The 25,828-nt window shown below is 40.0% G+C and carries 33 protein-coding genes; 7 read left to right on the top strand and 26 right to left on the bottom strand.

Annotated elements, in window-relative coordinates; genetic code table 11:
- Positions 1 to 38: 38 nt before the first annotated feature.
- Genes moaD through ABG082_RS06885 form a run of 6 tightly spaced genes read right to left on the bottom strand, consistent with a single transcriptional unit; the run spans position 39 to position 4,169 of the window.
- A complete protein-coding gene (gene moaD, locus ABG082_RS06910; protein WP_008345159.1) occupies positions 39 to 272 on the bottom strand; it encodes a molybdopterin converting factor subunit 1 in 234 nt (77 codons plus the stop codon).
- Positions 265 to 756, bottom strand: coding sequence for a molybdenum cofactor biosynthesis protein MoaE (locus tag ABG082_RS06905; RefSeq protein WP_041092418.1), 492 nt, complete (start codon positions 754 to 756; stop codon positions 265 to 267). Before ABG082_RS06905 ends, moaD begins: the two co-directional genes overlap by 8 nt.
- Positions 749 to 1,276, bottom strand: coding sequence for a molybdopterin-guanine dinucleotide biosynthesis protein B (mobB, locus tag ABG082_RS06900; RefSeq protein ID WP_348936705.1), 528 nt, complete (start codon positions 1,274 to 1,276; stop codon positions 749 to 751). The genes ABG082_RS06905 and mobB overlap by 8 nt, the downstream gene beginning before the upstream one ends.
- Positions 1,258 to 2,532: a gephyrin-like molybdotransferase Glp gene (gene glp / locus ABG082_RS06895; RefSeq protein WP_348936704.1), complete on the bottom strand. Its 1,275-nt coding sequence runs from the start codon at positions 2,530 to 2,532 to the stop codon at positions 1,258 to 1,260. The genes mobB and glp overlap by 19 nt, the downstream gene beginning before the upstream one ends.
- Before the next feature lie 9 nt (positions 2,533 to 2,541).
- Positions 2,542 to 3,558, bottom strand: coding sequence for a ThiF family adenylyltransferase (locus ABG082_RS06890; RefSeq protein WP_348936703.1), 1,017 nt, complete (start codon positions 3,556 to 3,558; stop codon positions 2,542 to 2,544).
- 29 nt (positions 3,559 to 3,587) lie between these two features.
- Entirely contained in the window at positions 3,588 to 4,169 is a 582-nt protein-coding gene (locus tag ABG082_RS06885; protein WP_282833582.1) for a molybdenum cofactor guanylyltransferase, read from the bottom strand.
- Positions 4,170 to 4,252: 83 nt separating this feature from the next.
- Here ABG082_RS06885 and ABG082_RS06880 point away from each other — a divergent pair, with 83 nt between their 5' ends.
- Positions 4,253 to 5,170, top strand: a complete 918-nt coding sequence (locus ABG082_RS06880; RefSeq protein WP_058213811.1) for a hypothetical protein — start codon at positions 4,253 to 4,255, stop codon at positions 5,168 to 5,170.
- 62 nt (positions 5,171 to 5,232) lie between these two features.
- Here ABG082_RS06880 and ABG082_RS06875 read toward each other — a convergent pair whose 3' ends face one another.
- The 3 genes from ABG082_RS06875 to ahpA form a co-directional block, all read right to left on the bottom strand.
- Positions 5,233 to 5,814 carry a hypothetical protein gene (locus ABG082_RS06875; RefSeq protein WP_007498648.1) on the bottom strand — a complete coding sequence of 194 codons (582 nt, stop codon included), beginning with the start codon at positions 5,812 to 5,814 and terminating at the stop codon, positions 5,233 to 5,235.
- 481 nt (positions 5,815 to 6,295) lie between these two features.
- Positions 6,296 to 6,754, bottom strand: coding sequence for a TlpA disulfide reductase family protein (locus ABG082_RS06870; protein WP_008345174.1), 459 nt, complete (start codon positions 6,752 to 6,754; stop codon positions 6,296 to 6,298).
- Positions 6,755 to 7,030: 276 nt separating this feature from the next.
- Positions 7,031 to 7,573: a biofilm-specific peroxidase AhpA gene (ahpA, locus tag ABG082_RS06865; protein ID WP_007498654.1), complete on the bottom strand. Its 543-nt coding sequence runs from the start codon at positions 7,571 to 7,573 to the stop codon at positions 7,031 to 7,033.
- A gap of 271 nt (positions 7,574 to 7,844) precedes the next feature.
- Here ahpA and ABG082_RS06860 point away from each other — a divergent pair, with 271 nt between their 5' ends.
- Entirely contained in the window at positions 7,845 to 8,654 is an 810-nt protein-coding gene (locus ABG082_RS06860) for a mechanosensitive ion channel family protein (RefSeq protein ID WP_348936702.1), read from the top strand.
- 24 nt (positions 8,655 to 8,678) lie between these two features.
- Here the strand turns inward: ABG082_RS06860 and ABG082_RS06855 are convergent, their stop codons facing one another.
- The 15 genes from ABG082_RS06855 to fadH all read right to left on the bottom strand — a co-directional run bounded on the left by ABG082_RS06855 (position 8,679) and on the right by fadH (position 19,748).
- Positions 8,679 to 8,921 (bottom strand): YkuS family protein, encoded by a 243-nt coding sequence (locus tag ABG082_RS06855; RefSeq protein WP_003211408.1) that lies wholly within the window; start codon positions 8,919 to 8,921, stop codon positions 8,679 to 8,681.
- Between the two features lie 50 nt (positions 8,922 to 8,971).
- Complete coding sequence (locus ABG082_RS06850; RefSeq protein WP_048001606.1) at positions 8,972 to 10,150, bottom strand: N-acetyldiaminopimelate deacetylase; 1,179 nt, start codon at positions 10,148 to 10,150, stop codon at positions 8,972 to 8,974.
- A 34-nt stretch (positions 10,151 to 10,184) separates the two neighbouring features.
- Positions 10,185 to 10,895 carry a 2,3,4,5-tetrahydropyridine-2,6-dicarboxylate N-acetyltransferase gene (gene dapD, locus ABG082_RS06845; protein ID WP_008347987.1) on the bottom strand — a complete coding sequence of 237 codons (711 nt, stop codon included), beginning with the start codon at positions 10,893 to 10,895 and terminating at the stop codon, positions 10,185 to 10,187.
- A gap of 109 nt (positions 10,896 to 11,004) precedes the next feature.
- Positions 11,005 to 11,463 (bottom strand): flavodoxin, encoded by a 459-nt coding sequence (locus ABG082_RS06840; protein ID WP_008347989.1) that lies wholly within the window; start codon positions 11,461 to 11,463, stop codon positions 11,005 to 11,007.
- A 16-nt stretch (positions 11,464 to 11,479) separates the two neighbouring features.
- The gene (locus tag ABG082_RS06835) at positions 11,480 to 12,373 is read right to left on the bottom strand and encodes a hypothetical protein (RefSeq protein ID WP_041092408.1); all 894 of its coding nucleotides are present in this window, start codon (positions 12,371 to 12,373) and stop codon (positions 11,480 to 11,482) included.
- A complete protein-coding gene (locus tag ABG082_RS06830) occupies positions 12,363 to 12,839 on the bottom strand; it encodes a flavodoxin (protein WP_008347992.1) in 477 nt (158 codons plus the stop codon). The genes ABG082_RS06835 and ABG082_RS06830 overlap by 11 nt, the downstream gene beginning before the upstream one ends.
- A 199-nt stretch (positions 12,840 to 13,038) precedes the next feature.
- Positions 13,039 to 13,446, bottom strand: a complete 408-nt coding sequence (locus tag ABG082_RS06825; RefSeq protein ID WP_057079609.1) for a DUF4275 family protein — start codon at positions 13,444 to 13,446, stop codon at positions 13,039 to 13,041.
- A gap of 103 nt (positions 13,447 to 13,549) precedes the next feature.
- Positions 13,550 to 14,431, bottom strand: coding sequence for a LysR family transcriptional regulator (locus tag ABG082_RS06820; protein ID WP_007498669.1), 882 nt, complete (start codon positions 14,429 to 14,431; stop codon positions 13,550 to 13,552).
- A 96-nt stretch (positions 14,432 to 14,527) separates the two neighbouring features.
- Positions 14,528 to 14,971, bottom strand: coding sequence for a cyclic-di-AMP-binding protein CbpB (cbpB, locus tag ABG082_RS06815; RefSeq protein ID WP_007498671.1), 444 nt, complete (start codon positions 14,969 to 14,971; stop codon positions 14,528 to 14,530).
- A gap of 146 nt (positions 14,972 to 15,117) precedes the next feature.
- Positions 15,118 to 15,309 (bottom strand): antirepressor AbbA, encoded by a 192-nt coding sequence (gene abbA / locus ABG082_RS06810; protein WP_008347999.1) that lies wholly within the window; start codon positions 15,307 to 15,309, stop codon positions 15,118 to 15,120.
- Positions 15,310 to 15,458: 149 nt separating this feature from the next.
- Positions 15,459 to 15,974 (bottom strand): ribonuclease H-like YkuK family protein, encoded by a 516-nt coding sequence (locus ABG082_RS06805; protein WP_142154910.1) that lies wholly within the window; start codon positions 15,972 to 15,974, stop codon positions 15,459 to 15,461.
- A 139-nt stretch (positions 15,975 to 16,113) separates the two neighbouring features.
- The gene (locus ABG082_RS06800; RefSeq protein WP_003212254.1) at positions 16,114 to 16,356 is read right to left on the bottom strand and encodes a DUF1797 family protein; all 243 of its coding nucleotides are present in this window, start codon (positions 16,354 to 16,356) and stop codon (positions 16,114 to 16,116) included.
- Between the two features lie 184 nt (positions 16,357 to 16,540).
- Positions 16,541 to 17,437: a manganese catalase family protein gene (locus tag ABG082_RS06795; RefSeq protein WP_019743902.1), complete on the bottom strand. Its 897-nt coding sequence runs from the start codon at positions 17,435 to 17,437 to the stop codon at positions 16,541 to 16,543.
- 261 nt (positions 17,438 to 17,698) lie between these two features.
- Positions 17,699 to 18,919, bottom strand: coding sequence for an EAL-associated domain-containing protein (locus ABG082_RS06790; RefSeq protein WP_348936701.1), 1,221 nt, complete (start codon positions 18,917 to 18,919; stop codon positions 17,699 to 17,701).
- Positions 18,920 to 18,983: 64 nt separating this feature from the next.
- Positions 18,984 to 19,748, bottom strand: a complete 765-nt coding sequence (gene fadH, locus ABG082_RS06785; RefSeq protein ID WP_046527698.1) for a 2,4-dienoyl-CoA reductase — start codon at positions 19,746 to 19,748, stop codon at positions 18,984 to 18,986.
- A 139-nt stretch (positions 19,749 to 19,887) separates the two neighbouring features.
- Between fadH and ABG082_RS06780 the strand changes: the two genes are divergently transcribed.
- The 3 genes from ABG082_RS06780 to ABG082_RS06770 all read left to right on the top strand — a co-directional run bounded on the left by ABG082_RS06780 (position 19,888) and on the right by ABG082_RS06770 (position 22,750).
- The gene (locus ABG082_RS06780; RefSeq protein WP_348936700.1) at positions 19,888 to 20,745 is read left to right on the top strand and encodes a metallophosphoesterase; all 858 of its coding nucleotides are present in this window, start codon (positions 19,888 to 19,890) and stop codon (positions 20,743 to 20,745) included.
- Positions 20,746 to 20,901: 156 nt separating this feature from the next.
- Positions 20,902 to 21,399, top strand: a complete 498-nt coding sequence (locus ABG082_RS06775; RefSeq protein ID WP_008348009.1) for a L,D-transpeptidase family protein — start codon at positions 20,902 to 20,904, stop codon at positions 21,397 to 21,399.
- Between the two features lie 73 nt (positions 21,400 to 21,472).
- Entirely contained in the window at positions 21,473 to 22,750 is a 1,278-nt protein-coding gene (locus tag ABG082_RS06770; protein WP_058213814.1) for an MFS transporter, read from the top strand.
- A gap of 227 nt (positions 22,751 to 22,977) precedes the next feature.
- Here the strand turns inward: ABG082_RS06770 and ABG082_RS06765 are convergent, their stop codons facing one another.
- Positions 22,978 to 23,154, bottom strand: coding sequence for a hypothetical protein (locus tag ABG082_RS06765; RefSeq protein ID WP_008348014.1), 177 nt, complete (start codon positions 23,152 to 23,154; stop codon positions 22,978 to 22,980).
- Between the two features lie 167 nt (positions 23,155 to 23,321).
- Between ABG082_RS06765 and ABG082_RS06760 the strand changes: the two genes are divergently transcribed.
- On the top strand, positions 23,322 to 23,537 hold the full coding sequence (locus ABG082_RS06760; protein WP_008348016.1) for a hypothetical protein: 216 nt from the start codon (positions 23,322 to 23,324) through the stop codon (positions 23,535 to 23,537).
- 169 nt (positions 23,538 to 23,706) lie between these two features.
- Here ABG082_RS06760 and ABG082_RS06755 read toward each other — a convergent pair whose 3' ends face one another.
- Entirely contained in the window at positions 23,707 to 24,639 is a 933-nt protein-coding gene (locus ABG082_RS06755) for an EamA family transporter (protein ID WP_348936699.1), read from the bottom strand.
- A 113-nt stretch (positions 24,640 to 24,752) separates the two neighbouring features.
- Between ABG082_RS06755 and ABG082_RS06750 the strand changes: the two genes are divergently transcribed.
- A complete protein-coding gene (locus tag ABG082_RS06750) occupies positions 24,753 to 25,649 on the top strand; it encodes a helix-turn-helix domain-containing protein (protein ID WP_125588961.1) in 897 nt (298 codons plus the stop codon).
- Positions 25,650 to 25,828: the final 179 nt, after the last annotated feature.

The raw sequence follows: 25,828 nt of genomic DNA, 5'->3' as shown, positions 1-25,828 counted from the left end.
TTACAGCCGCTGGCCATAACCAAATCCTCTAATATCTATTATCCACCACTTACAGGAGGAATGAGTGCAACAGTGTCCCCGCTACGCACTTCAGCATTTCCCCTCGTATATATTTCGTTGACTGCAACCATCACGTTTTGTGCAGTATCAACACCATATACCTCCTGTAATTCTATTTTAATCTCATCAACCGTTGTTTGATCTTTTTGAATGATGATTTGTTGTTTACCGGCCTTCTCAGCAAGGCCGGCGAACAATAATACGCTAATCATGCCGCTTCCCTTCTTTCTCGTTAAGTTGGAGAGTACTAGGTTTTCCTTCCGGGTATGAAACGGTTTCAAGCTGATCACCTATCCAAGCCTCTCCATCTTCCCAGTATTCCTTTTTCCAAATAGGAACTATTTCCTTTATTCGTTCAATCGCATATTCATTGGCTTCGTATGCAGCTTTCCGATGAGGTGATGAAACAGCTATTGCCACTGCAATGTCACATATCTCAAGAGTGCCAATACGATGCACAATAGCAGCTTCTGTATCGGGCCAGCGTTTTTTTATTTCTTGTCCAATTTGACTCAACATATTTTCCGCCATTGGTATGTATGCTTCATATGTTAAACGCAGCGTTTTTTTGCCATTTGTCCATTCTCTTACCGTTCCTATGAATGTCGTAATGGCTCCCGCTTTGCGTCTTGTGACATGCTGAATCAATTCATTCACATCAATTGGCTCTTTTGTGATGTTAAAAAGTTCATTCATACGAGGCTTCCCCCTTCAATAAATTAAAAGCAAATGTGATCCCGCGCTTGTCAAATGCTGAAAACACAGGAAACGGGTATTTCTCGGAGAACTGTATTTCTTTATTGAAATAAATGGCTGCTTGTATATGAGAAAGTGTCGAAAGATCAATGAGTTCCTGTTCGTCTTTGACACACAGGATTTTGCGGTAAGGCGCCTGTTTGTATCCTTCGATCAAGACGGCATCTAAAGGAAGATGCTGACACATGTTGACTAGTTGTGCAAACGTCATGTGCTGCATGAAAAAGTGACATTCACCTTCTCCCTCCACACCAGCAGCAAACGCACCCGCTTGAACATATCGATCCGTATCTTTTTGTTTGAACAGACGGTCTGGTTTTCCGCCATGTCCATGATGTTTCAAGCAGCCTAGCTTCATTTCTTCTTCATCCGCCAGCTGACATAATTTTTCGATCAGCGTCGTTTTACCACTATTTTGATAGCCCACGACTTGCAGAATGTTTAATTTGTCATCCAACATGGAGCACCGCCTTCGTGGTGAAATAGCAGAACGTTGACCTGGTCACCTGCACTAAACCCTCTTGTTCCTCCAGGCAAAACAATGAAACAATCAGCATGAGCAATAGATGTCACCGCACTAGATTTATCAAGACCTGTTGGCGTCACACTCAGCTGGCTGCCAGCGAAATCAAGTGATGCTCTAACAAATCGAGTGAACGGATTGGCTTTTGGAAAATCATGTGTCAGCTTCGCCTCAGCAAAAACGGGAAATGGATTTTCTTTCAAACACCATTTATAAATGATCGGTTTGACAAATAGTTCAAAGCCAACAAAACAGGCAGCCGGATTTCCTGACAGCCCATAAAGCAATTGACCATTTGGCAACGCAGCAACGGTCGTTACACTTCCAGGTCTCATGGCCACTTTATTAAACAACACCTCTGCACCTAGTTTTTCATAAATAGCAGGTAAAAAGTCAAAATCACCAACTGATACACCACCTGTTGTGATGAGCATATCAACTTTGCTTAAGGCTGCTTTTACTGCTTCATAGCTTTGATCAAAATCATCGGATACACCGCCTAAATCAAGCGGTTCTCCTCCAGCTTCAAGAACCTGAGCGTACACCATACTTAGGTTACTATTTCTAATTTTACCGTCCACCATGGCATCACTTACTTGTAGGAGCTCGGTACCTGTTGAGATGATACCGATGACCGGTTTTTTGACGACTGGCACAACCGCATACCCGAACGTTGCCAATATCGCCGTCACGCCTGGGGTTACTTTTGAGCCTTTTTTGATCATGACGTTCCCTTTGAGGGTCTCTTCTCCTTGCCGAGAAATATTGTCACCCTTTTTCAGAGGTCTTTTAAGTGACATCATTGATTTACCGTCTTTTTCAAACGTTTTCGTCAATTCGAGCATGATCACAACATTTGCTCCTTTTGGAATCTTCGCTCCTGTCATGATGCGAATCGCTTGAAAAGGACCGATCGTTTTTGCAGAAACAATACCTGCCCCAATATGATCAATGACCTCAAATTCAACCGGATGCTCGCTTGATGCTTCCTTTGTATCTTCTGCCCGAAGTGCAAAACCATCATACGGAGAACGATCAAAGGCAGGAACATCATGGTCTGCTAAAATATCCTCTGCAATCCATCTTCCAAGGCTGTTCTTTAAAGGAACCCATTCGACTTGTCCATGTTTTTGAAATTGGTGGACTTTCTTTACTGCCTCTTCTACTGGAATTGGCTGTCGTCTTTCCATCACTTCTCACTCCTATATGCCTAGCAGTCTTGCTAGTAATGAATTGGCTACTCTTTCATCATTTGTCCCATGGATTAATACACGTCCTCCTTTAAAACAAACGATACGGTGTGTTTCATAGCGTATATGAATTAAAAAATCGTTCACTTCCACCTCACAAATAGATGACAGACGCTCTTTTACACGCTGAAATGAAAGGTTTTCCAAATCCTTCGATATGATCTGAATGGTGTCACGTCCGCAAAGAACCGCTGTTTTTTTACGCTGTTCATCTAAATATGGATACGTTCTATGTGTGCCGCAAGATGGACAGCTTTCCTGCTTCGTACGAGATACATCCATTTTAAACGAAGACGACTGCCACAAATCAAACGTGACAAACTTTCGCTCCATTTGCTCTTCATGCCCTGTTAAATATTTTAATGCCTCTGTTTGCTGATAAGCCGACACCATTTGGACAGCCGGAGAAATAATACCAGCTGTATCACATGTCAAACCCCCAACAGGCACTGAGGTAAACACACAGGATAAGCAAGGTGTTTTGCCTGGCAAAATGGTCAAATACATTCCCTGACTGCTCACACAGGCACCGTAAATCCAAGGCGTATTTGTTTCTAAAGATAAGTCATTCATCACCATTCTTGTCTCAAAATTATCAGTCGCATCAATGACGATATTTGCTTTTCGGAATAAAGGTCTTAACAGCTCTACTCCTGCATCTTCAATAATGGCGTGTATGGTCACTTCATGATTGATCTCTTGGAGACGTTTTTTCGCCGCTGCCGCTTTTGGCACATGCATCTTTGCATCGTGTTCAGTGTACAGCTGCTGCCGCTGTAAATTTGAGAATTCGACATAATCACGATCTACAATCGTCAAAGTACCAATTCCAGACCGGACAAGCCCTTCAGCAGACGCTGTTCCAAGTGCACCAGCTCCAACAATAAGGACATGACTTTCGGCAAGCGCAGACTGCCCTTTTTTCCCTACCGGAGGGAACAAGATTTGCCTTGAATATCGCTCGTTCAATATTGTTCTCTCCTCCTCGTTTTTATGTATCATATCATACCGTTTTCAGGTAAATCGCTTCTTTTATTGATATTATGAAATTCATTTGGTGCTACGTTCAGTTCGTCGACTGGAACAACCTGGACGTGAAGTTTTTGCAGTAAGTCTTTGATAGCTAATTGATTCTCTTTTAAACACGCAGAAATAAACGGAAGACTGCGGCGGTGATAAAGCGCAAATAACGGCTGTAATCTTCCCTGCACCATCGGAACCACAGCATCTACATGCTCATGGCAATAAGAAGATAAAGCGACGGCTGTCTCTTTTCGTATGAATGGCATATCACATGCCGTCACTAAATACCAATCTGCTTCTTGCTTTTGCATAGCGGTATATATACCTGCAAGCGGGCCATACCCGCGCACCTGTTCATCATCTAACCAAACAGCTTGTTCCCCTCTTGCTTTGAAAAAAGGCAGAAGCTTCGGGTGACTGATGATGATGGTTTCCCCTTTCAAAAGTTGCTCTTTCACATGTTCATATAGTGGTTTCCCCTGATAGACATGACTTGCCTTCGGCTCTCCAAAACGCCTAGAAGCGCCTCCGGCTAGTATCACATTCACTATACTCATCATCTCATCCCCTTTAATATGGTTGTTCTAATCGCACTCATTCCGCATACTTTATTGATAACATGAATAAGGAGGGTCTACCTATGAACCGGCGCCATGCTTCTCCCCTATTCCATGATCTGTCTCAAGAAAACCTATTTTTAAAAGCTGAAACGGCCAAATATCAACAGATGATTTCAGATTTTCAGTCCACGTATACGTATGCTAAAAACAAGAAGCTATCTCAAGAATATCATGAGATGAAAAAGGATTTCACTCAATTAAAACAACAATTGGATGAAATGACCATTGACCAAGACCAAGCATCATCTAAAATACAGGATCTCTCTTATAGCAAATCGGAATTATTACATAAAATCGTCCTTCTTCATGAAATGCTGCAAAAGGAAACCTATCATAGACGAAAAGAAACAGAGGAAAAGCACCGATTGCATTTGAAGGTTGTAAAATATAAGGAAATGTCTCAGCAACTACAGGAGCGTTTACTAGACCAAGATAAACAGCTTGCAAAAGAGGAGAAAAAAGGAAATACTTTATCCGCTGTGATTGAAAAACTGCAGCAAACTCTAGGCGATAAAAACGCAGAGCTTCATTTATTACAAGAAGGCGTCCGGCATCTACAGGAGCGTTTTTATGAAACACAAGAAAAATTACTGCAAATCGAAAAAGCAAAAGAAGCCATTTTTTATGAAACGCTCACGAGCTACCAAAAACAGTTAGCCGAAAGCGAGGAATGGATCGCTTCTCATTTTGCTGATATCGACCAGTCAGCCCAAACAAATGCCGAGCTGTTCTCACAAGACCCTATTTTGCAAACAACCGAAGAAATAGGACCGATTTTGAAGAAACTAAACGAACAAGTAGAAACACTCCAGGCAAAAGTTGATGCGGTGCAGCGGAGTGGAGAGGTCATGACAGTGAAGATCGATGGATTTAAAAAACAGCGCGACAACATGCCCAAAGAACGAAAGATTGTCTATACAGTTGATCAAAAAAAGTGATTCATTCATCACGTACGCAAGAAAAAACTGCTGGCATTTACGCCCAGCAGTTTCTTTTTTATTTATTCGTCTTCTGTTTGAATGTCGCCTTCTAAAATATACTGTCCGCGATAAGGTTTCTTCACTTCTGGGTACATTTTAATTAAGCTTTGCATAAACGTTGTCATATTTGGAATTTCAAGACCGCTCTCTTTTTCAATCTCTTTTTGAAGTTCAGAGCTTTTAATCGCCGCATTATGACGCTTTAATGTTTTGATTGCAGCTTCACGAAGCTTAGCTGCCTTTGATCCAGGTCTAGCTGTGCCTCTTCTGCGTCTTGTAGATCCTTCAGGAATACCTACAGGTGCACCATTTAGCTGACCTGTTCCTAAAGATGATGTAACGTTTGACTGCGTTTGCGCAGGCTGATTGTAGCTTCTCATTTCTTGTGCAGCCAGCTCAGCTAATACAGGCAGTGAATCCGTTTTTCTCTCTGTACGCACTTCTTTTTTTGTATCTGTGACGAGACCTGTACCTTGACGGTCTAATTCTCTTAGTTTTGCGTAAATCGCATCTCGTTCAATTTGATATTCACGGATGACCTTTACTTCTGCTTCATTTAATTGTTCCAATCGTAAACGTAACGCTTCCCTCTCATTAAACAATGGATTTCCCCCTCATCATATAAAAAATATTCTATAGTAAATATTAGATTAGAAAACTAATTTTATCAACTATTTTTTTATCATTTTACAGTTTGCTATCAGATAGGTATTTCCAACTAAAATTTTGCCAAAGAAGAAAAATCGGCACCCATTTCATTGCCACTATAGGCTTTTGACCACCTTTAAAATATTGTAAAAATTTTGAATAAACGCTTATACTACTTGATTTATATAGTTATTTACCAAACTGAAATTTCTTTTGTGCAAAAACGTTCTGAATAGTAAAAAGTTAAAATCTTTACATTTTCATTTCAAAATAAAAATGTAAATAGGTCATAATACCTTTTTATTTCAGGAAATTTTTTTAATGAAATCCCTCATTTTCTCTTTTCTTAGGCATTCCACCTACAATCATATTCATCCAGTGCAATATGTCTCCTATTTTTCCCCATGAAAAAACCCCCATTCATGGGGGGAAAGCCTATTCTGCAGCCTTTTCAGACTCAGAAAGAACTCGATTGACACGTTTTTCAAGCATTTTCATACCGCTTCCGCCAGCTTGGAAGTGGCGTAAAGCACCTGTTTTATCGAATACATAATAAGCTGGTACATATTCGTTCTCAAATGCTTCTGTTAGTTTATGGTCGCTGTCTACAAAGATTGGCTGTGTGATTTCATGCTCATTTGCAACCTCTTTGATTTTTTCTAGATCTAGGTCATCCTCTGAACGTGGCATATGAACTGCGATCACGTTTAGTTGATCCTTGTATTCATCACGGAATTGGTTCACTTGCGGCATCGCCTCTTTACAAAGGTGGCAGCTAACTGACCAGAAGTGGATCAATGTTGGTTTATCACCAATTAATTCTTCTCTTGTTACTTCTCCATTTAACCATTCTTTTGCACCAGTTAGTTCTGGCATTGGTTGACGTAATTTCATTTTGAAGCGCCTCCATCCATTGTATGTCTCGAAACAAAAAGGTCTAACATCAGTTAGACCCCAGCGTGTAGACAAACCCTCGCATTCTTTGTCAGTCCTGCGTGCTGGTGCTCACGAATGTCAAATTCGCTTTGCGCCAGTACTCGTCCTTCCTAGGGCTGCAAAGGTTTTCTATCACGCTGAAAAGAAGACAAAGGGCTAAAATAAACAACATTTTAGCCCTTTGTCAACAATCTGAAGGTCTAACACCAGTTAGACTGTTTCTTCAACTATCAATTAAAGTGTTTTTTGACCAGGTTTCCAGTTCGCTGGGCAAAGTCCACCAGTTTGTAATGCTTGAAGAACACGTAGTGTCTCATCTACATCACGACCGATATTGTTGTGGAATACTGTTTGATATTGAAGTTCGCCTTCTGGGTTAATGATGAATAGACCACGAAGTGCAATTCCTTCTTCTTCAATTAAAACACCGTATTCTCTAGATACTGTGTGGTTTGTGTCAGCAGCTAGTGGGTATTTTAATTCTCCAAGACCATTGTCTTTACGATCTGTGTTGATCCAAGCAAGATGCGTATGGATTGTATCAGTAGATACACCGATGATTTCTGCATCTAAATCTTCAAACTCATCATAACGATCGCTCATTGCTGTAATTTCAGTTGGACAAACAAAAGTGAAATCCATTGGATAGAAGAAAAGAACTGTCCATTTGTCATTCTTGATGTTTTCCTCTAAACTCACTTTACCAAATTCCTTATTAGCAAGTACTGCTTCCATTTCAAAACGTGGAGCTTGTTTTCCTACAAAACGCTCTGCCATATGTAAATCCCTCCAAAAATAATATCTTTATACAGACTTCTTAGCTGTATATAAAATGAGAATCAATAGGTTAAATTCTCATTTAGTTAATAACTTCACAAATATAATTATAATACTTAAGCGATTTTTAGTCAATATTAATTAATAATAAATTTAATTAACGATTTGTCACAATCTCTCGCTCCAACTATTAAAAGTTTAACATGACTTGCATAAGGGAACAAATGATTAGCTTCTCATTTCGCACATACATAGAAAGGTTTTGAAGATCATGAAAGCACTTGAACAAGTAGATTGGGTTTCCATCATCATGAATATCAGTATGATTTTTCTAAAACTCATTGCTATTTTTGTGATTTATTTTATCATCAGAGCGATTGGAAACAAGATGATTAAGCGTGCCTATTCAGCATTCTCTGAGAAGCACGATGTCTCTTTATCACGAGCTCAAACGCTGCAAAGTCTTACCTTAAATATCTTCGCCTACTTGTTAATTTTTATTCTAGTTGTCATGATCCTCGACTTATTTCATTATAACCCAACCGCCTTGCTGGCTGGCGCAGGTGTTGTAGGACTTGCCATTGGATTTGGCGCTCAGGGATTAGTGAGTGATATTGTGACAGGCTTCTTCATACTGCTCGAAAAACAATTTGATGTCGGTGAGTATATAACGGTTGCTGGTTTTGATGGGATCGTTGAACAAATTGGACTGAGAACAACACAGCTTAGAAGCTTTGATGGCACTCTTCATTTCATTCCGAACCGAAGTATACTCAATGTGAGCAATCATTCACGAGGGACGATGCAGGCACTCGTTGATATCGAATTATCCCCAGATGAAAATGTGGATCAGATGATCACCACTTTGCAGGCAGCCTGTGATGAAGTTCGTGAGGGCATGCCGCAAATCATCGAAGGTCCTCAAGTCGTTGGAGTGGAATCATTTGGCTCCTCATCCCTCGTCCTTCGTATCATTGCAAAAACTGAAACGATGGAGCAGTGGCGTGTCGAACGAATTCTGCGCAAAAAAATGAAAGAAGCACTTGATCTAGCCAAAGAGCAAAAAGAACCAGGGTCATAATATCCTGGTTCTTTTTTGTTAGTTTTATTGAACACGCTGTTCTACTTCTTGACAAATTTCATCAGCCGTCATACCTGACGCTGTAATGACAGATGCCTTTGTCGTTGTGTCTGAAATGCCAAGAACATTTGAATCTAACCCTGTGACCACATAACAGTCACACTGATCCATTTGCTGTTCATTTTGAATACGTACGACATCATACCCTTTTTGCTTCAAAAGTTCTTCTACATCGGATAAAGATGGTTCTACACCAATTCTTGTCATAATCAAGAACACCTCCTGTTCATAAGGTGTACAGGAGACCATTTGATTATTCATTCACCTGCTTGCTTTTTAAAATAAGCTGTCATGACGTTTACAGCTGTTTCAATCGCATTTTCGTCAGGAGTGAGTTTTGCATGGTGCAGACCATATTCTGAATCTACCCCTAGCCAAAACATGAACCCAGGATATTTTTTCAGCATGTAGCCGAAATCTTCTCCTGTCATCGCTTCTCTGCATTCAATGACATTTGCAAGACCTTCTTCGGCTACATATGACATAAATTCCTCTGTCAAATCCTTTGAATTGTCCACTTCGTAATAAGATGAAGGGTATCGAACTGTCGCCTTGCATTCGTAGCCAATTTCAATTCCCTTTGCAAGTGCTTCAATTCGTTTTCTCACCTTTTCCATAGACTCTGGCGAGAGCGTGCGAATGGTTCCATCCAGCTTTGCGTGCTGCGCAATGATATTTTGAGCAGTGCCACCTGTAATCGTGCCAACTGTAATGACGGCACTATCAAGAGGGTCCACATTTCGTGAAATCACCGATTGCAGCTGCCCTACTAGTGCACTTGCAGCCACCACCATATCATTTGCTAAATGAGGGTATGCGGCATGCCCGCCTTTTCCTTCAAGATCGATCACAAGCTCACTCGTATTAGCAAATAATAGGCCCGGCTTTGTTGCAATCGTGCCGACTGGATATTCAGGTGCAATATGCAGCGCTGTAATAAAGTCTGGCGTCCACTTTTTTAGAACATCACTTGCAAGCATTGGTTCAGCTCCTCCTGGACCTTCTTCTGCCGGTTGGAAAATAAATAGCAGATCTTCTTTGATTGGCTGATGCACGAAATGATCAATGATACCAAGAGCAATGGTCATATGAAGATCATGTCCACATGCATGCATGTGGCCCTCATGTACCGATTGAAATGGGTAGCCCGTTTCTTCAGGGATAGATAAGCCGTCCATATCTGCACGATACGCAAAGACACGCGTAGGATTTGTCCCTTTTACTTTCACAAAAAGTCCAGTCCGCCATGTTTCCATCTCGATTCGATCTGTTGGGTACGATTCGAGATGCTTGATGAGGTAAGCTTGTGTTTTAAATTCCTTAAAACCAAGCTCAGGAATTTGGTGCAAATCTCTTCGAATGGATATTAATTGCTCACGATTTAACAAGTGAACTCGCTTCCTTTCCTCTATACGAATAAGACGTGGATATATCATCCACGTCTATGTCTTCAGCTGCGAATTGTGTCAATTAAAGCTGACGCAGTTCTTGTTTAATTTCAGTTTTACCTTTTGTTTTTTCATCAATGTCTTTGATTTTCTTTGCAGGTGTACCTGCTACAACCGTGTAAGGCTCGACATCGTTCACAACGATCGCTCCAGCTGCTACAACTGCACCTTTCCCAATGGTCACACCTTCTAAAACAACAGCGTTTGCACCGATAACAACATCATCTTCTACTACAACTGGCTTAGCAGAAGGCGGCTCAATAACACCTGCAAGAACAGATCCCGCACCGATATGACAGTTCTTACCTACTGTCGCACGGCCGCCAAGAACAACGTTCATATCAATCATCGTACCTTCACCGATGACTGAACCGATATTAATAGAAGCACCCATCATGATGACTGCATTGTCGCCAATTTCCACTTGATCACGAATAATTGCACCTGGCTCAATACGTGCTTTGATGTTTTTCAAATCCAACATAGGAATCGCAGAGTTACGACGGTCATTTTCCACGACAACATCTTCAATTTTGTCTTTGTTTGATGCTAGAGCTTCTTGAATTTCGCTCCACTCACCGAAGACAACACCTGTATTGCCTGTAATAAATGTTTTTGCATGTTCACCAAATTCAATACCTTCTAAGTCACCTTTAATGTAAACTTTAACAGGTGTTGATTTTGTACTATTTTGAATAAATGAAATAATTTCATTAGCGTCCATTTGTTTCATGTATGTATGTCCTCCTCTTAATTTATACTTCATTACTGTACCAAAGGAGAGTTTTAATGACAAGTGAAAGAATCGTCTGCGCCTTGGCAAATAAAACAAGCGGGCCTCTTTATCCCGCTTCTTGCTGGTGAAGATGAACAAATTGTCTACCAAAAGAAATCAATTCCTCTTCCTCGTTTCCTTCTGGATTCAGCTCAATTTTGATGGATGGCAGGACGATATCACCGCCCAGCTCCTTCACTTTTTCTTCAATTAAATCCACAGCTCCGCAAAAATGTTCATAAGATGTATCTCCAGAACCGAATACAGCAAATGCTTTACCCGTCAAATCAAGCTCTTCCATTTCCTCATATAGATCAATAAAATCATCTGGAAGATCACCATCTCCCCAAGTATATGCACCTAACAGAATGTGCGAGTAATCATGAAGAAGTTCAGCATCAATATCCATCGCTTCATGCCGGTCCACGCTAGCCCCAGCTTCCTTTAATCCTTTTTCGATTAAATCAGCCATTGCTTCTGTATTTCCTGACATTGTGGCATACACCAATAAAACTTTTTTCGTCACTTTTTCTTCCTCCTTATTAATGAATCAGTGCAGGTTCTTCATAAGGCCTGACAAACTTACTTTCATATAAACCCGCACAGAAAAAATTCTCATTTTGATTGGCGACACGAAAACCGTGCCCTTTGATCGTATCAAACCACTTGAGCTCTTTTTGCTCTATATCAAGCTGATACACCTTAGAAAATCCATGCTCGTCCTGTGAGGTGGTCACATACACAATGCCGTTATCCTCTGACACATCCAAAAATGATTCCTCTCGCGCAAAAGCTTGTGATTGAATATCATGCAGCATATTGGTATGTAAGTCTAAAATTTGAACAGATCCTCTTTTCCCTTTTTTAGAGCCCAACGCACAGACAAGGAGGTGTTCCCCGCAAAGCAGCATAGAAGCAGTCATTCGGTGCTCTTCTCTGTTTAGGAGAAAAACCTGTTCACTTTGCAAGTCATACACCCATATTCCTCCATGCACCTCATGAATCTGTGTTCCAATATAAAGATAATCGCCCGCTACACATAATGAGCGAATAACAGGGGGCTGATTTACATGAGCAAATGGCTTCATAATTTCCCAGGAAATTCCGAAATCGGTTGACACATAAATACTATGCTTTCCATGTGCGCATACAAACCCATCTTTGCGTCCTGTAATAGACCAAACAACTGCATTTGTCGGAAAAGATGATAGCGCCCATGTGTGGCCCTCATCTCCTGATCGTATGACAGTTCCATTTTCACCAACACCGAACAAATAAGGACCAATATAACTGATAGCATGGATTTTATGCTTAAGCTTAAAAAGCTGCTGCCATCCGCCCTCCACACTGTAATGGAAAATACCTTCTCGTTTGACAGCAACAAAGTAGCCGCCACTTTTAGACGCAGCAACAGCTGTCGCACCTTTATGAAACATGATTTTCAACTCTTTTCTCAGACAATGATGCCCACGTTAAAAAGCTCGTTGCAAACTCCTCACAGCACGCCACATCTTCATCTGTATCTGGCGCAAGTTCCATTTTCAATGTTTCAGGAAATACGGATGCACCTGTCGATTTCAGCATGTCATGAAAAGTATGAACAGCCTCGCAAAACTTCGGATAACTGTAATCCCCTGATCCAAATACCGCCGCTTTGATGTGACTAAGTTCAAGAGCTGAGACCTCTTCATAAAAATCTTCAGCTTCATAAGGTAAATCACCGTCACCCCATGTGTAAGAGCCGATCATGACATAATCGTATGAAGAAAGATCTTCTGCGCTTGTGTCGTCAAATTCCATCATCTCTGTCTCTATCCCTTTTCCTTCAAGCGTTTGTTTTAAGATCGCTGCCATATCTTCCGTATTGCCAGACATACTCGCAAATGCAATTAGTGCTTTCATCTATTGGTCACCTCATCTAAATGATAATCATTTTCAATTATTATATGTACACTTTAAATGATAATGATTTTCATTGTCAAATGTTTTATGAAAAGGTGCTGTTCAAAATAAACATGACGTACATCAAAAAACCGCTCATTCCAATTGGAAGGCGGCTTTAACTGATCATCACTCTATCTCTTTGTGATTTACTCTTTTTTTATTTCTGAATAAAATATGGACCGCAATCGGTTTCGTGCGTCATCACAAATGTCCAATTTTCTTCCCAATCCATGACATACAGATCGCTATAGTCCATGTGTCCGTCTGTATATGGCAATTCCTTCACTGACAGTTCCTTGGCGTTTTCAAACAGATACGCTTCTTGAGCAAATTGATAAAAAATCGTACATGTATGCTTTGATTGCTGATGAAAGGCGTTGATCGCTGCCTCTTTTTCAAGGCATTCAACTTTTCCCCAGCTACATAAGTGCCATAGGAAACCATCCATCCCAATCTCTTTTTGTTCTTCTAAAGAAAGATGACTTGCAAAACGTCCACGCCATCTCTCGCGTAAATAAGTTCCCCACTTCGGTATATCCATCTTCTTTTTTTGTTGATTTCTCATCATTTCTTCCAGCTTTCTGCTTTTTCAGTATGAAACAGGCAAATCTATTAGAAACCTAATCAAACCACTTATCCTAAAAAAGCACCTCCTCTTCCAGAAGTACTTACACTGCCTCACTTTCAAGCATTTCTTTCACCACACCAACAAATGCTTGAACCTGTTTTAACTGAAAAGAGGCTTCATATCCTAACAGCCACGTGTCACGTCCGATTTGCTCTCCATTTGCGTCTACGAGCGGAGTTTTGTGTACACTTTTCTCATGATCATATAAGGTGACCGAAGGCAAAATGGCGTAGCCGATACCGTGATAGGCCATTTGTTTACATGTCTCAATCTGGTCCACAAGAATCGTCTGTTTTGGCGACACTTTAAACTTTTGATGCCACCAGTGCTGAATTTCTTGATAATAGGTGCTATCACTTTTAAATTGAATAAACGGGCGTTCTGTCTCAATTAACTCATCCACGTCCTTGATGACAGAATCGACTAAATATAAATGATCGGTCATTAAGTATTCCTTTGTGCCCTTCCAATCAGGATTCCCGCGAATGATGCCAATGTGCACATGGTCTTCATACAGACTTTTAAGCATCTCACTGCTCCAGCCGGTCACAAGAGATACCTTGGCATTTGGGTATTTCTCGACATACCGCTTCAGCACCTTTGGCAGCCAGTGCTGACCAATAATGGACGCAACTGCAAGCTTGAGTGTACCGTGAATGTCTCCTTCAAGCTCGTCAATTCTCTCTCGCACTCGATCCTGCTCAGTCGTAACCTCTTTGGCAAATTGAATAATCTGTTCACCTGCTGAAGTCACTGTCAAGCCTTTTTGTGAACGAAAAAAGATTTTGGTTCCCCACTCTTTTTCAATCGTTTGCAGCCTTTGAGATAGGGCAGGCTGAGAGACAAAGAGCCGCTCTGAAGCCTTTCTCATATTCAATTCCTCACTAAGTACAACAAGCATATGTAACTCTTGAAGCTGCATGAACGCCCTCCTTCTCTTGATAAGTTTTTCTTATTCTATATGGTCATTATATAAATAATAGCTTATGAAGGCAAAAAAAATAAGCTGGGCTACAGCTCATTTTTTTGCGGAATGAATGACCTCATTTAAGCGCTTTAATACAACACGCCGAGTGAAAATTCCTTCGAATACTTGCTCTTCATTTTCCACACAAACAAATCCATTATTCGTCACAGCGTGAACGCCTTTTAAAACAGGATCCGTCGTTTTCAGTCTTGGAATATCTGATAGCATGACCTCTTCTACCTTCAATTGGTCGAGCTTTTCAAATTCAATTCGTTCTAAGCCAAAGATTTTATCCATGATCATATTTGTTCCAATTAACCCATGAAGGTGATAAGAAGCATCCAGAACAGGTATGGCTGTATATCCTGTTTTTGTCAGGACCAATAGGGCGTGCTCAAGATTATTTCCAATTTGAACGTGTGCCACTTTATCTGCATCAATCATATGCTCAGCTACTGTTGACTCAAGTAATTGAGCCGGTTCTATCTCTATCATGTTTCTTCGACCCCTTTTCTCTCAATCATCAATCATACATTCCCCTTTAACATTAAGCATAAACTAAAACGAATTTTGTCGAAAGATTTTTTTCTGCATAAAAAAGATACTCAGCGTAGAGTATCTAATAGAATGTTCAATCGATATTAATTCTCAAACCTTACTCTGTCATACAATGTGATCAATTTCTTATACGTATTGTCGTCGACATTTTTTGTTCCACATTCTATATCATTGATCTCACTGCTTAGTAATTCGACAGCATATTCCTGATTCAGTAATACGTTTAATAATAGCTTTTTCTCTTCTTCATTAAAACGATTTTCGATGACGCTCATTCAACATCAGGCCCCCTGTTTCATATATGCTTTTATATTGATTAGCAGGCGTTTGAATGTCTGCTTCCTCTCTATACAGCTAGAATAAGGAACTAGAATCGAATCGTCAACCGCACGTTTCGACAACGTTTGGAGAAAAATGACGGAATTTATTTTGTGTATCGATTGGCGTAGCAAAATGCTGCGTATGAGTCGGGTTTTATTTTTGCTTCAATTCCCATGGCTGTGATCATTCCGGTCATTTCCTGGATCAGCTCTTTTGTACTTCCTTTTTTGCCAATATCTAGATGGACTTCAAAACGAAGGTCTGCCCCTTCCTCAGCAAACGGAAGAAGCAAATCCATCAGTTCTGTTAAAGGTCCCTCAAGGATGTCTGCACATACCTTTTGGCTAAACGCTGTCTCTAATGAAATTTTTTCTCTAAGACTTTGTACAGGCCGATTCAACACTTGCTGCGTGAGACAGCCCCAAGCTCCTTTGCCGATCCGGTGAAGATGAATTGCAGTCATAAATGTTGTGACATTCTGATTGACCTGAGAGTCCGTACCAATTGATAGTACATAAACAGATCTCGGGTCTTTTTGAATAAAGTCTTTCAATCTCATGACAACATCAGAAAACGCTAAATGCTCTTCAGAAAGATTAAAGAAAAAAGAATCACTCACAGAAAGGAACTCCTTTTCAATGGTCTCTTATCCGAATATTGCACTGAATGATCATCTTCCATTTGTTCATCACTTATGAAGTGTATGCTTCCGCAATCAACGAAGGAATTCTCAGAAAAAACATTTCATACGATTCAGCTTAGGATTGTAGAAGCTCAAAAATCTCAATCGAAATCATATCAATGTTGTCAAATGGGAAAGTGTTTGGCTTATCCCCTTGTTGAAAAACAGTCAATTCAAACGTTTGATTCTTTTCGAAATACTTAACACTACAGATTTTCTCACCGTTCACTTCGAAATAACGCTGTGCCGGCTCGTTTGCAGCTTCTGCTGTCTCTTGAAGACTTTGCAGCCTTGTAATGATACCCATTAATTGTGACATTCTAAAAAAAGACTCCTTTCAAAAAAACAACTCAAGATGAACCCGTATTGATTATACACAAGTCCTACAAAGCATCATACCATAAAGTGTTCTCAGATGATATTTTTCCTCTTGAATTCAAAAAAAGAAAAAGAATCTGTTTTTTTATTTTGAGTCTTTTTTCTTATCTCATGCATCTTGTTTTTTATAAACCGGCCGATCTCATCAAGCGTTTCGCAATTTCGTCAAAATCTTCTTTTGAAATACCTGGAGCAAACTCTTCCGGCAAATCTCTATAATCTGGCACGGGTGCACCTTTTGGCGTGCCCTCAATAACTGTCAGCGGCTTTCCATCAATCGGATGGTTTCCTTTCCAAATTTGATTGATATCCTTATAATCCGTATCACTAAATGTATACAGTTTTGTATGAATATTCTGATCTTCAAACTTTCTTGCAGAGTCAAAGTATTTATTGTCGAGATTTGGAATTGGCAGCATCTTCCCAACATCTACCCCTGTCGCTACCTCAAGGGCTTTTGCATACGCCACAACATGTACGCCGCCTCTGACAAGTAAATAACCGATCATTTCTCTTGCCGTAGGGTGATCCGTCATTTCATATACGCGCATTTTATGCGTACGAGCTCCGCACTCTAGGAAGAAGTTATGAAGAAGATCCAGAATCAGATTACCACTTGAGAACACATTCTCACCTGTCCACGGCTTTGCCATGGAGTCAAACGGATAGCCTGTTTGTGCCGTTTGGATAAAATGCTGCGTATTTCGTTTATCAACAGCCGCTTTCATCGGGGTCGTATCTGGATCGCCCCCATGAGTGGTTCCCGTAATCATGAGATTGACTGCAGTTGTCACAAGCTCTACATGACCGAATTCTTCAGCTGTAATACTTGATACAAGATCATAAAATGGTTTGAGCTTTCGTTTCCCTCTAAAGTTAAACGATTGAAACATGTAGTTATTTAATGTGGACATTTCACCAAATTTTCCGCCGAGTAATTCTTGCACAGCCGCTGCACCATTTGCATCTGGGTGATCTGGCATTGGTAAATCAATCAGCAGCCGCTTGTCACGTTTGATCATGACTTTTCCCTCCTACTGTCTAACTATCATCATTTAAGGTGTATGGATGAATTGGGATGTCCTATGCATGAAGGGAATGATTGGCGCACAAAAAAAACTTGGCGGGGGTAGCGCCAAGTTTTTTGGATCTTGATCTGATAGAGGGGTTGGGGAACAGAGAGTAGCTTCTCTCTATAACTAAATGATAATGATTATCAGTTTCATTGTCAACCATTTTTTCTATCTTTTTTCTAATAAAAAAAACAGCCACGACGGCTGCTTTTAAATTAATCCTTCCTGCTCATATAGATAAGCATACGGAAGATCTACAAACAAATACACGTCTCCCTCTAACGGATAAGAAAACGTTCGTATTCGTTCTCCAGTTTCTAAATCACTGTAGATATCGCTGAAAAATCCTTTTCCGCTAATTCTCATTTGAAGAATATTTGCTAGAAAATAAGGGCGCCAGCTCCAGTTTTTCTCTATATACTCTGGCTGAAACAGCCATTCTTTTTCTTTCTTAAACACATTTCCAGTAATTTGAAAACCTTCTTCATTACACATATAAATGCGAAAGCTGCAATCGGTTAGTTCAAGTGCCAGTTTTTGTATAAGTTCATCATTTGTGCTGCATGATTTTTTTAACGTACTGACGGCTTGGTGAATTCGCTTATAAAAGGTTTCAGAATGTTCATAGACAGCTTGGAGTTTCTTTTTCTCATGGGCAATGAATTGTTGAAATTCTTCTTTAAGCTGTTCTTTTCGTTTGTTACGGTCAATTAATTGTGCGTCAGGCTCGTGAAGGTAGAAGCCTTGAAAATATCTACCGCCATTTCTCCATGCATACTGCAGCTGAAAATTCGCTTCAATGTCTTCATAGATTAAAGCTGCTCCTATTTTTCTTGCAAGCAGTGAAATGCTGTATAACACATATTCATAGGAAGGAGATGGAGACGAAGCCCTTAAAGCCTGTAGATCTATTTTTAATAGATCAGGTGAAAGCAGAGCAATCCGGTCAAGATTGCTGCTTTCTTTCCCTATATTAGATACGGCGATTTTGATCCCATATGTACGATAATACGTTAACGTATGGTAAAGCTGTTCAATGTCGCCGCTAAACGTATGTTCAGTAATTTCAATGACAAACCGGCTAAGCTGAATACCCCTTGCTTCATAATCTTTTAAAAGTTCTAAAAAACTTTCGCCATGATCGAGCATGAGGACATTCGCATCATGATTAATAAAGATGAGCAAATCTTCATCTGCGGTCGTGAAGAGATCAAGTGCTTGACTTAATACTTTTTGATCTACTTCCAATTTATATTCGTCAGGAATAGATGAATCCGTAAAGAAGGAGCCTAGACTAACTGTTCCCGACTCAAGCTTCATTCTTCCAAGAATCTCATAGCCTATCACTTTTTGTTCCTCCGCACTGAAGATCGCTTGATAGTGCGGGAAAACATCTTCAATATTCGTTAAAATATCCAATGGATCGACCATTTTCATCACCTGCTTCTCTCTTTGTGTGATTATACCATATCAAAAGCAGGTCTTACACGGTCATTCAAAATGGTGATTGGTTGAGCCATTGCCCCCCATCCATCGTGATACAATCTCCATTCATATAAGATGCATGCTCAGATAATAAGAAACTCGCAAGTTCTGCAATTTCTTCTGGTGTGCCAAGTCTACCGAGCGGAACACTATCTAATGTTCTTTGGGCAGCCTCTTCAGATTCCCACAGTTTATCTGCACCACCTGTTCTTTCAATGGGCCCCGGCGCAATGGCATTTACGCGAATGCGATATTGCTTTCCCCATTCGACTGCAAGCGTTCGGGTAAGTGACAGTACGCCTGCTTTTGCGGCTGCTGAATGCGCTACACCAACACCAGCCCCCCATGCATATGTGGCGACCATGTTGATCATACTTCCGCTTTTCTTTTGACGAATCCAATAGTTGCCCACTGCATGGCTGCAAAAAAAGGTGCCATTTAGCACAATATCTATGACCGCTTTCCAGCCGTTAGGAGACAGTTTTTCTGCTGGAACTAAAAAGTTGCCTGCCGCGTTATTAATAAGTGCATCCACATCACCAAATGTATCTACCGCAAACTTTACCATTTGATCAGCATCTTCTGGATGTCGCACGTCCATTTGAAAATAAGCGATCGAACCACCTTGCTGTTTGATTTCATTTGCCGTTGTTTCAAGGGTCTCTTCTGTTCTTCCAGTAATCAAAACATTCCAGCCCCCGAGTGCCAAATGAGTCGCCATCGCCTTTCCCATTCCGCTTGATCCCCCTGTGACAATCACTGTTTGCTTCGTCATTTGTTCTCCCCCTTTGTGTATTTTGAATGACTATTCATTCATTATTCGTCTATCATATCATGATTTCCCCTCCATGCACCATATAGGAGATTCATCAAAAATCATGCTATACTTAATTTTATTTTTAAAGGAGTCTTATATGAAGCAACTTTCCCGCAGGCAGTTTTTAAAAGGAGCAGCTGGTGCGAGTATTCTCGGACTTTTGGCGACCACATCCGGTTATGGCTATGCTCGGTACATTGAGCCGCGCATGATCGACGCCGTATCACACACTATTCATGATGCTCAGCTACCGGCTTCGTTTAACCAGTTTAAAATTGCTCAATTTAGTGATGTTCATTTAAGTGATACATTTCCGGCAAAAGATTTAGAGACTGTTGTCCAAAAGATCAACGATGAATCTCCAGATCTCATTGTGTTTACAGGTGACCTTGTTGATTTTGAAGCATCGATTGAAGAACATGAAAAAGCCAAAGCCTCTTTGTCTAAGCTTGATGCTCCGTTTGGAAAGTTTGCCATATGCGGAAATCATGACTACGGACCATTTGGCATTGATCTATATGAGGAAACGATGAAAGCTTGTGGTTTTACATTATGTAAAAATGAAGTGTTTCACTTAGAAAAAGAAGGCGGACGCATACAGATCGCTACACTGGATGATCTCATGATGAGTATGCCTGATTACCATTTCATCAAACGAGAAGTTTCTTCTGATCTCTTTACGTTATTGCTTGTGCATGAGCCTGATGCCGCACTAGAGCTTGAATCAACACCTATAAACTTGCAGCTTTCTGGGCATACGCATGGCGGTCAAATACAGCTTCCTTTCTATGGACCGATTCTCACAGCACCTTTTGGGCGTACATATGTCGAAGGCTTATACGGTAGCTATCAGCACCGTATCTATGTCAACCGCGGGCTTGGGACAACTAGACTACCGCTTCGGTTTTTAGCCAAACCTGAAATCACCTTTTTCACCTTAACATCTTACGTGTAAAGAGAAGCCAAATCACCTTTTTCTGCATATGTATAAACAAAGATCATTCTCATGACAAATGTTAGGAGAAACCTTACTGGGCCTGATCCCGTCCATATAGTATATGTGAGACGGGGATCACGGCTTCTTTTATTTGAGTAAAAGGAGTGTCCTTTCGTGCTGCGATACACGGTAAAAAGTGGAGAAACACTTGCTTCTATAGCACTTGATTTTCGAACAACGACAGATGCTTTAAAGGCTGCAAATCCGTCACTTCAAGCCCGCGAGCCAGAACAAAATGAAGTCATCATCATCCCTGGGTTACCGGATCCTAACACGATCCCTTACCGCATATCTGTGTCAATTTCAGCGAAACGTCTCGTACTGTTTTCTGGATCACAGCTCTTGCGCTCATACCCGATTGCAACTGGTAGAATATTAAACATGACACCGACAGGTTCTTATTATATTGTCAACAGACAGCCAAACCCAGGAGGTCCCTTTGGCGCCTATTGGCTGAGCCTTTCAAAAGTTCATTATGGCATCCATGGAACGAATAACCCGTCTTCAATTGGTAAAGCTGTGTCTAGAGGGTGCATTCGCATGTACAATCAGAATGTCATCGAACTTGCTTCAATTGTTCCAAATGGAACACCTGTGACCATTAGCCAGTAGGAGAAATCAATTGTACGAATGGTTAAAATTTTATATGATAGAAAGTGGGATCTTCAGGTTAAGGAGCGTATTTATGGATATTTTTAAAAACAGAAATTTTGTTCGTCTCTTTTTTGCAGCACTTGCCTCGCAAATGGGGACAACAGTAGGCAATATGGCGTTTGCCTTTTATTTGCTCGACCATTTTAGTCATCAGCCCGCTTACGCCACTTTAGCAGAGTTAATGTATTCACTGCCTACAATCTTTGTCTTTTTTATGGTCGGTGTGGTCGCAGACCGTTTTGATCGTAAAAAAGTCGCAGAGAATTGTGATTGGATACGAGCTGGGCTGACGATCGTTTTATTTATCGTCATTTATTTTAATTCACTGCCGCTTATTTTCTTGATCTTGTTTATACGAAGTGCCATTACGAAGTTCTTCTATCCAGCTGAAGCCTCTCTCGTTCAGGCCATTTTAAATAAAGATCAATATGCAAAAGCGGCTGGTTTAAATCAAATGCTGTTTAGTTTATTTATGGTATTTGGTGTTGGAATTGGTGCCATTATGTATAAAACGATTGGACTTCACGGTGCCATTACCATTGATTTGGTCAGTTTTATTATTTCCGGTATTCTCATTCGATCATGCAATATTCCAATTGAAGCACGACAGCCAAATGGACAAGCAGGCTGGAAGGGCATGACCGTTAAAACGTCTCTAAAAGATTTTAAAGAAGGCATTCTCTATATTTTAAAAAATAAATTATTGGCTTCTTTAATTTTCGGCTTTTTTGTTTTCGGTCTTGTGAATGGCGCATTTGCCGTTCTTCCGATGTTTACAATGAAATACGGTCTTTCACCGGACCATTTTGAACTGCATACATCCTTTTTTACGATCGCGATCGGTGCCGGACTTCTAGTTGGAAGCTTACTTGGCTCTATTCTTGCGAAAAAGGTAAAAATGCAATATCTCATGTCGATTCCAATTCTAGTTGCAGGTATTTTAATTTTTGTCCTTGGTTCTACCCATACATTATGGTTATTTTATGTCACATCATTTGTCATTGGTACATGTATTGGTCCAGTCAACATTGTCATTGGAGGCTGGCTCCCAAGAATTGTTCACCCTCGTCTGATGGGACGCGTATCAGGGTGGGTTGATCCGCTCACCATGTTTGCACAATCAATGACGCTAGGTTTAATTGCCGTGTTATTTCCAAAGCTCATCACCAATGTTTCTTACATTTATTACGGAATGGGTTTTGTTATTTTACTCGTCTTCCTTTTTTACTTCATTACACTGCCAAAGTTCAGCAGAGAAGCTGCCGACTTAGATGTGCAGCGTGAATTAAAAGGGCAAGGAGTACAATAGATGAAGCAAAAAGGGCTAAAATAAACATTATTTTAGCCCTTTTTCTTCTTTTCAGTGTGATAGAAAACCTTTGCAGTCTAGGAAGGACGAGTACTGGTGCGGAGCGAATTTCACATTCGTGAGCACCAGCACGCAGGACTGACAAAGAATGCGAGGGTTTGTCTACATGCTGAAAGGACTTTCTTCTATAGAAAGTCCTTTTTTCATGGGTGTAACATAAACGACGATTATTTTTTCTGCTCATGGAAATGATTCGAAGCAAAATGAACGATTCTATCGACTGTATAAATGCTAATAAATAAGATGAGAAAAAGAAGAAAAGGATGAATCGGCCGATCATCTATCACGTACACAATGCCTCCAACGACAAAAGCGACCAATAAAGGAGTTAAAATATCTTTCAATCTAAACCGTCCTTTCTGTCCTCATTGACTTTGATCTTCATATTTTATAATATATTTTCCTTTTTATAAAATAAAAGGAATGTGCATAAAATTGCAACAATTTTAATAAAAAACCTTTACATTATTGGAAGTTTTATAGTAGGATAGTCAGGTTGGAGGTGAGGGGTATGTTAAAAAGCTATTATTTTATTCATACAAAAAATGATCAAGGACAATATGTTGTACATACAGAAGACTGCGCATTTTTAGGTGATGCAGCAAGTCGTACATTGATTGGTCTGCACATGAACAGTGAAAGCGCCATGGATGAAGCCAAAAAAATGACGAGTGAAACTGATTTTAACGGCTGTTTTTACTGTGCTTATTCTAGCCATACGAAATAGTCCATGTTTTTAAGCCATATGTTCGACTTTGATTGTCTTGCATATGGTAGATTTTATCCGGCAATCCCGTTCTCATATAAGTCATCAACTACCCATTTATTTTAAAATAGGTAGTTATCTATGTTTAATAGTTCACTTTATATACATTGCACACATTCAATTTACCTTATCATCTATCCAATGAACCCAATTTCTTCTTTTCCCCTCTTATTTTAGGCTGGTATAATGTCATGAATAATATCATGTATACAATACACGCTGTCCCTATCCACTGGAAAAGACCAAATGGCTCTTTTAACCAGAAAACAGTGGTTATCACTGCTGCAAGGGGTTCGACACTTCCAATTAAGCTTGAGTCCTTCGGAGATAAATACTTCAAACTTTCGATGTAAAACCAAAAAGCGACCATCGTTCCAAATACAATGACAAATAATAAATAGATATACGCTTCAAAAGGTAATTGAGACAGATTCACCTTCCATGGAGGATGGACCAAGCTAAGGGCAGCTCCCCCTATAAGCATCGCCCAGCCAACAACAACAAGTGAATCGAATTGTTTTAACAGGTTGATTGGATATAACGTATAAAAGGACAATGCCACGGCTGATAATATTCCCCAAAATACCGCGACAGCTGGAACAGTTAATGTGGAAACGGAACCATTCGTCAATAAGAGAAACATGCCAACCAAAGCCAATGCGACCGTCAACATATCTCTTTTTGTAAAAGTGGATTGCCGGCGAAATACTAGATACACGATAATCATGACAGGTGCTGTATACTGTAGCAATGTAGCTACCGCAGCATTCCCATGATGAATGGACACCATATAAGTATATTGAACAGCTAACATGCCCATTAGTCCAAATATCAGCACTTGAATGGCCGTACTCTTCATTTTCAACACGCCAATCAATTGCGTGCGTTCTTTCGTCATGTAATGAACAAATAAAAGCAACCCGCCTGAAATGAGCAGCCTGACAGTAACCAGCCAATGGACGTCAATTCCATATTGCTGAAACAATTTTTGTGAAACGGTTCCTCCTACTCCCCAACAGATAGCTCCTATCAGTACAAGAAAGATTCCCTTTCTCCTCTTCATTTTTATTCTCCTCAATTCTAAAAAAATCATGATAATATAGTTGATAGTAGTTCAATTTTTTACATATTGATATATCAATTGAACATAAAAATAAAAGAATATTGAGGAGAACCATGCACAATCATCATTTTCTTATTGACAACAATCTGAAAGAATTAACGGAGCATTCAACCACCACATGGCCTATTGCTCTATATCATACAAAGATTCGTGATCATATGAGCGGATATATCCCTCTTCATTGGCACGACGAATTTCAATTCGTCTTTATTTTGGAGGGAGAGGCTGAGTTTCACATTAACGAGAAGATATTGAACATTCAGCAAGGAGATGGTGTATTCATCAACAGTGGCTGCTTACACATGGCAAAGGATGCAAATGGGACGACATGTACTTATATTTGTTTAAACGTTTCACCTCACTTCATCACAGCCAATGAGTTATTCACCACGTTCGTTCATCCATATATGCATGCGAGTCAAACACCTTTTATTTTATTCAACCGAAAAGACGGATGGCCAAACCGAATCTATCAATGTATACAAATCATTCAACGATTAATCGAACAAACTCCGGCATATTATGAACTCGAACTTAATATACAGCTCATCACGATTTGGAAATGCCTTTTACAAAATCGTTTTCAACTGACATATGATGCTCGTAAGCACGATAGAAATGAACGTATGAAACATATGCTGAATTGGATTCATGAACATTATCATGAAAAGGTTCTTCTTCAAGATATCGCTCGTGAAGGACAATTAAGCCGCTCTGAATGCTGTAGATATTTCAATGATATTTTAAAGAAATCTCCTATACATTATGTGAATGAATATCGAATTCAACAAAGCCTCATTTTGCTTCAAAAGACGGACTTAAACATAACAGAAATCGCCTACCAAGTTGGATTCAGCAGCACTAGCTATTTTATTAATATTTTTAAAAGAGTAAAAAATACAACACCTTTATCATATAGAAAATCAAAGGCGTCGTTTACATCCAACTGAAACGCCTAGTTGGAAAGGATACCGGATAAATGATGGTGCTCTTGCTAAGAAGGATTCATTCATTGTTCTTCTTCACGTTTCAGAATCATCATGAATGGCTATTGTAAATAAGAGTGATGAAAATCTAATGGTTTTTACAATAAGTCTATTTGCAATTTACTAATAAAAACGTATAATTT

The sequence above is a fragment of the Bacillus sp. BS1807G30 genome (assembly GCF_040047675.1).
Classification (GTDB): Bacteria; Bacillota; Bacilli; order Bacillales; family Bacillaceae; genus Bacillus; species Bacillus altitudinis.
Note: the sequence above shows the minus strand (reverse complement) of the source record. Positions and strands in the feature narration are given on the sequence as shown.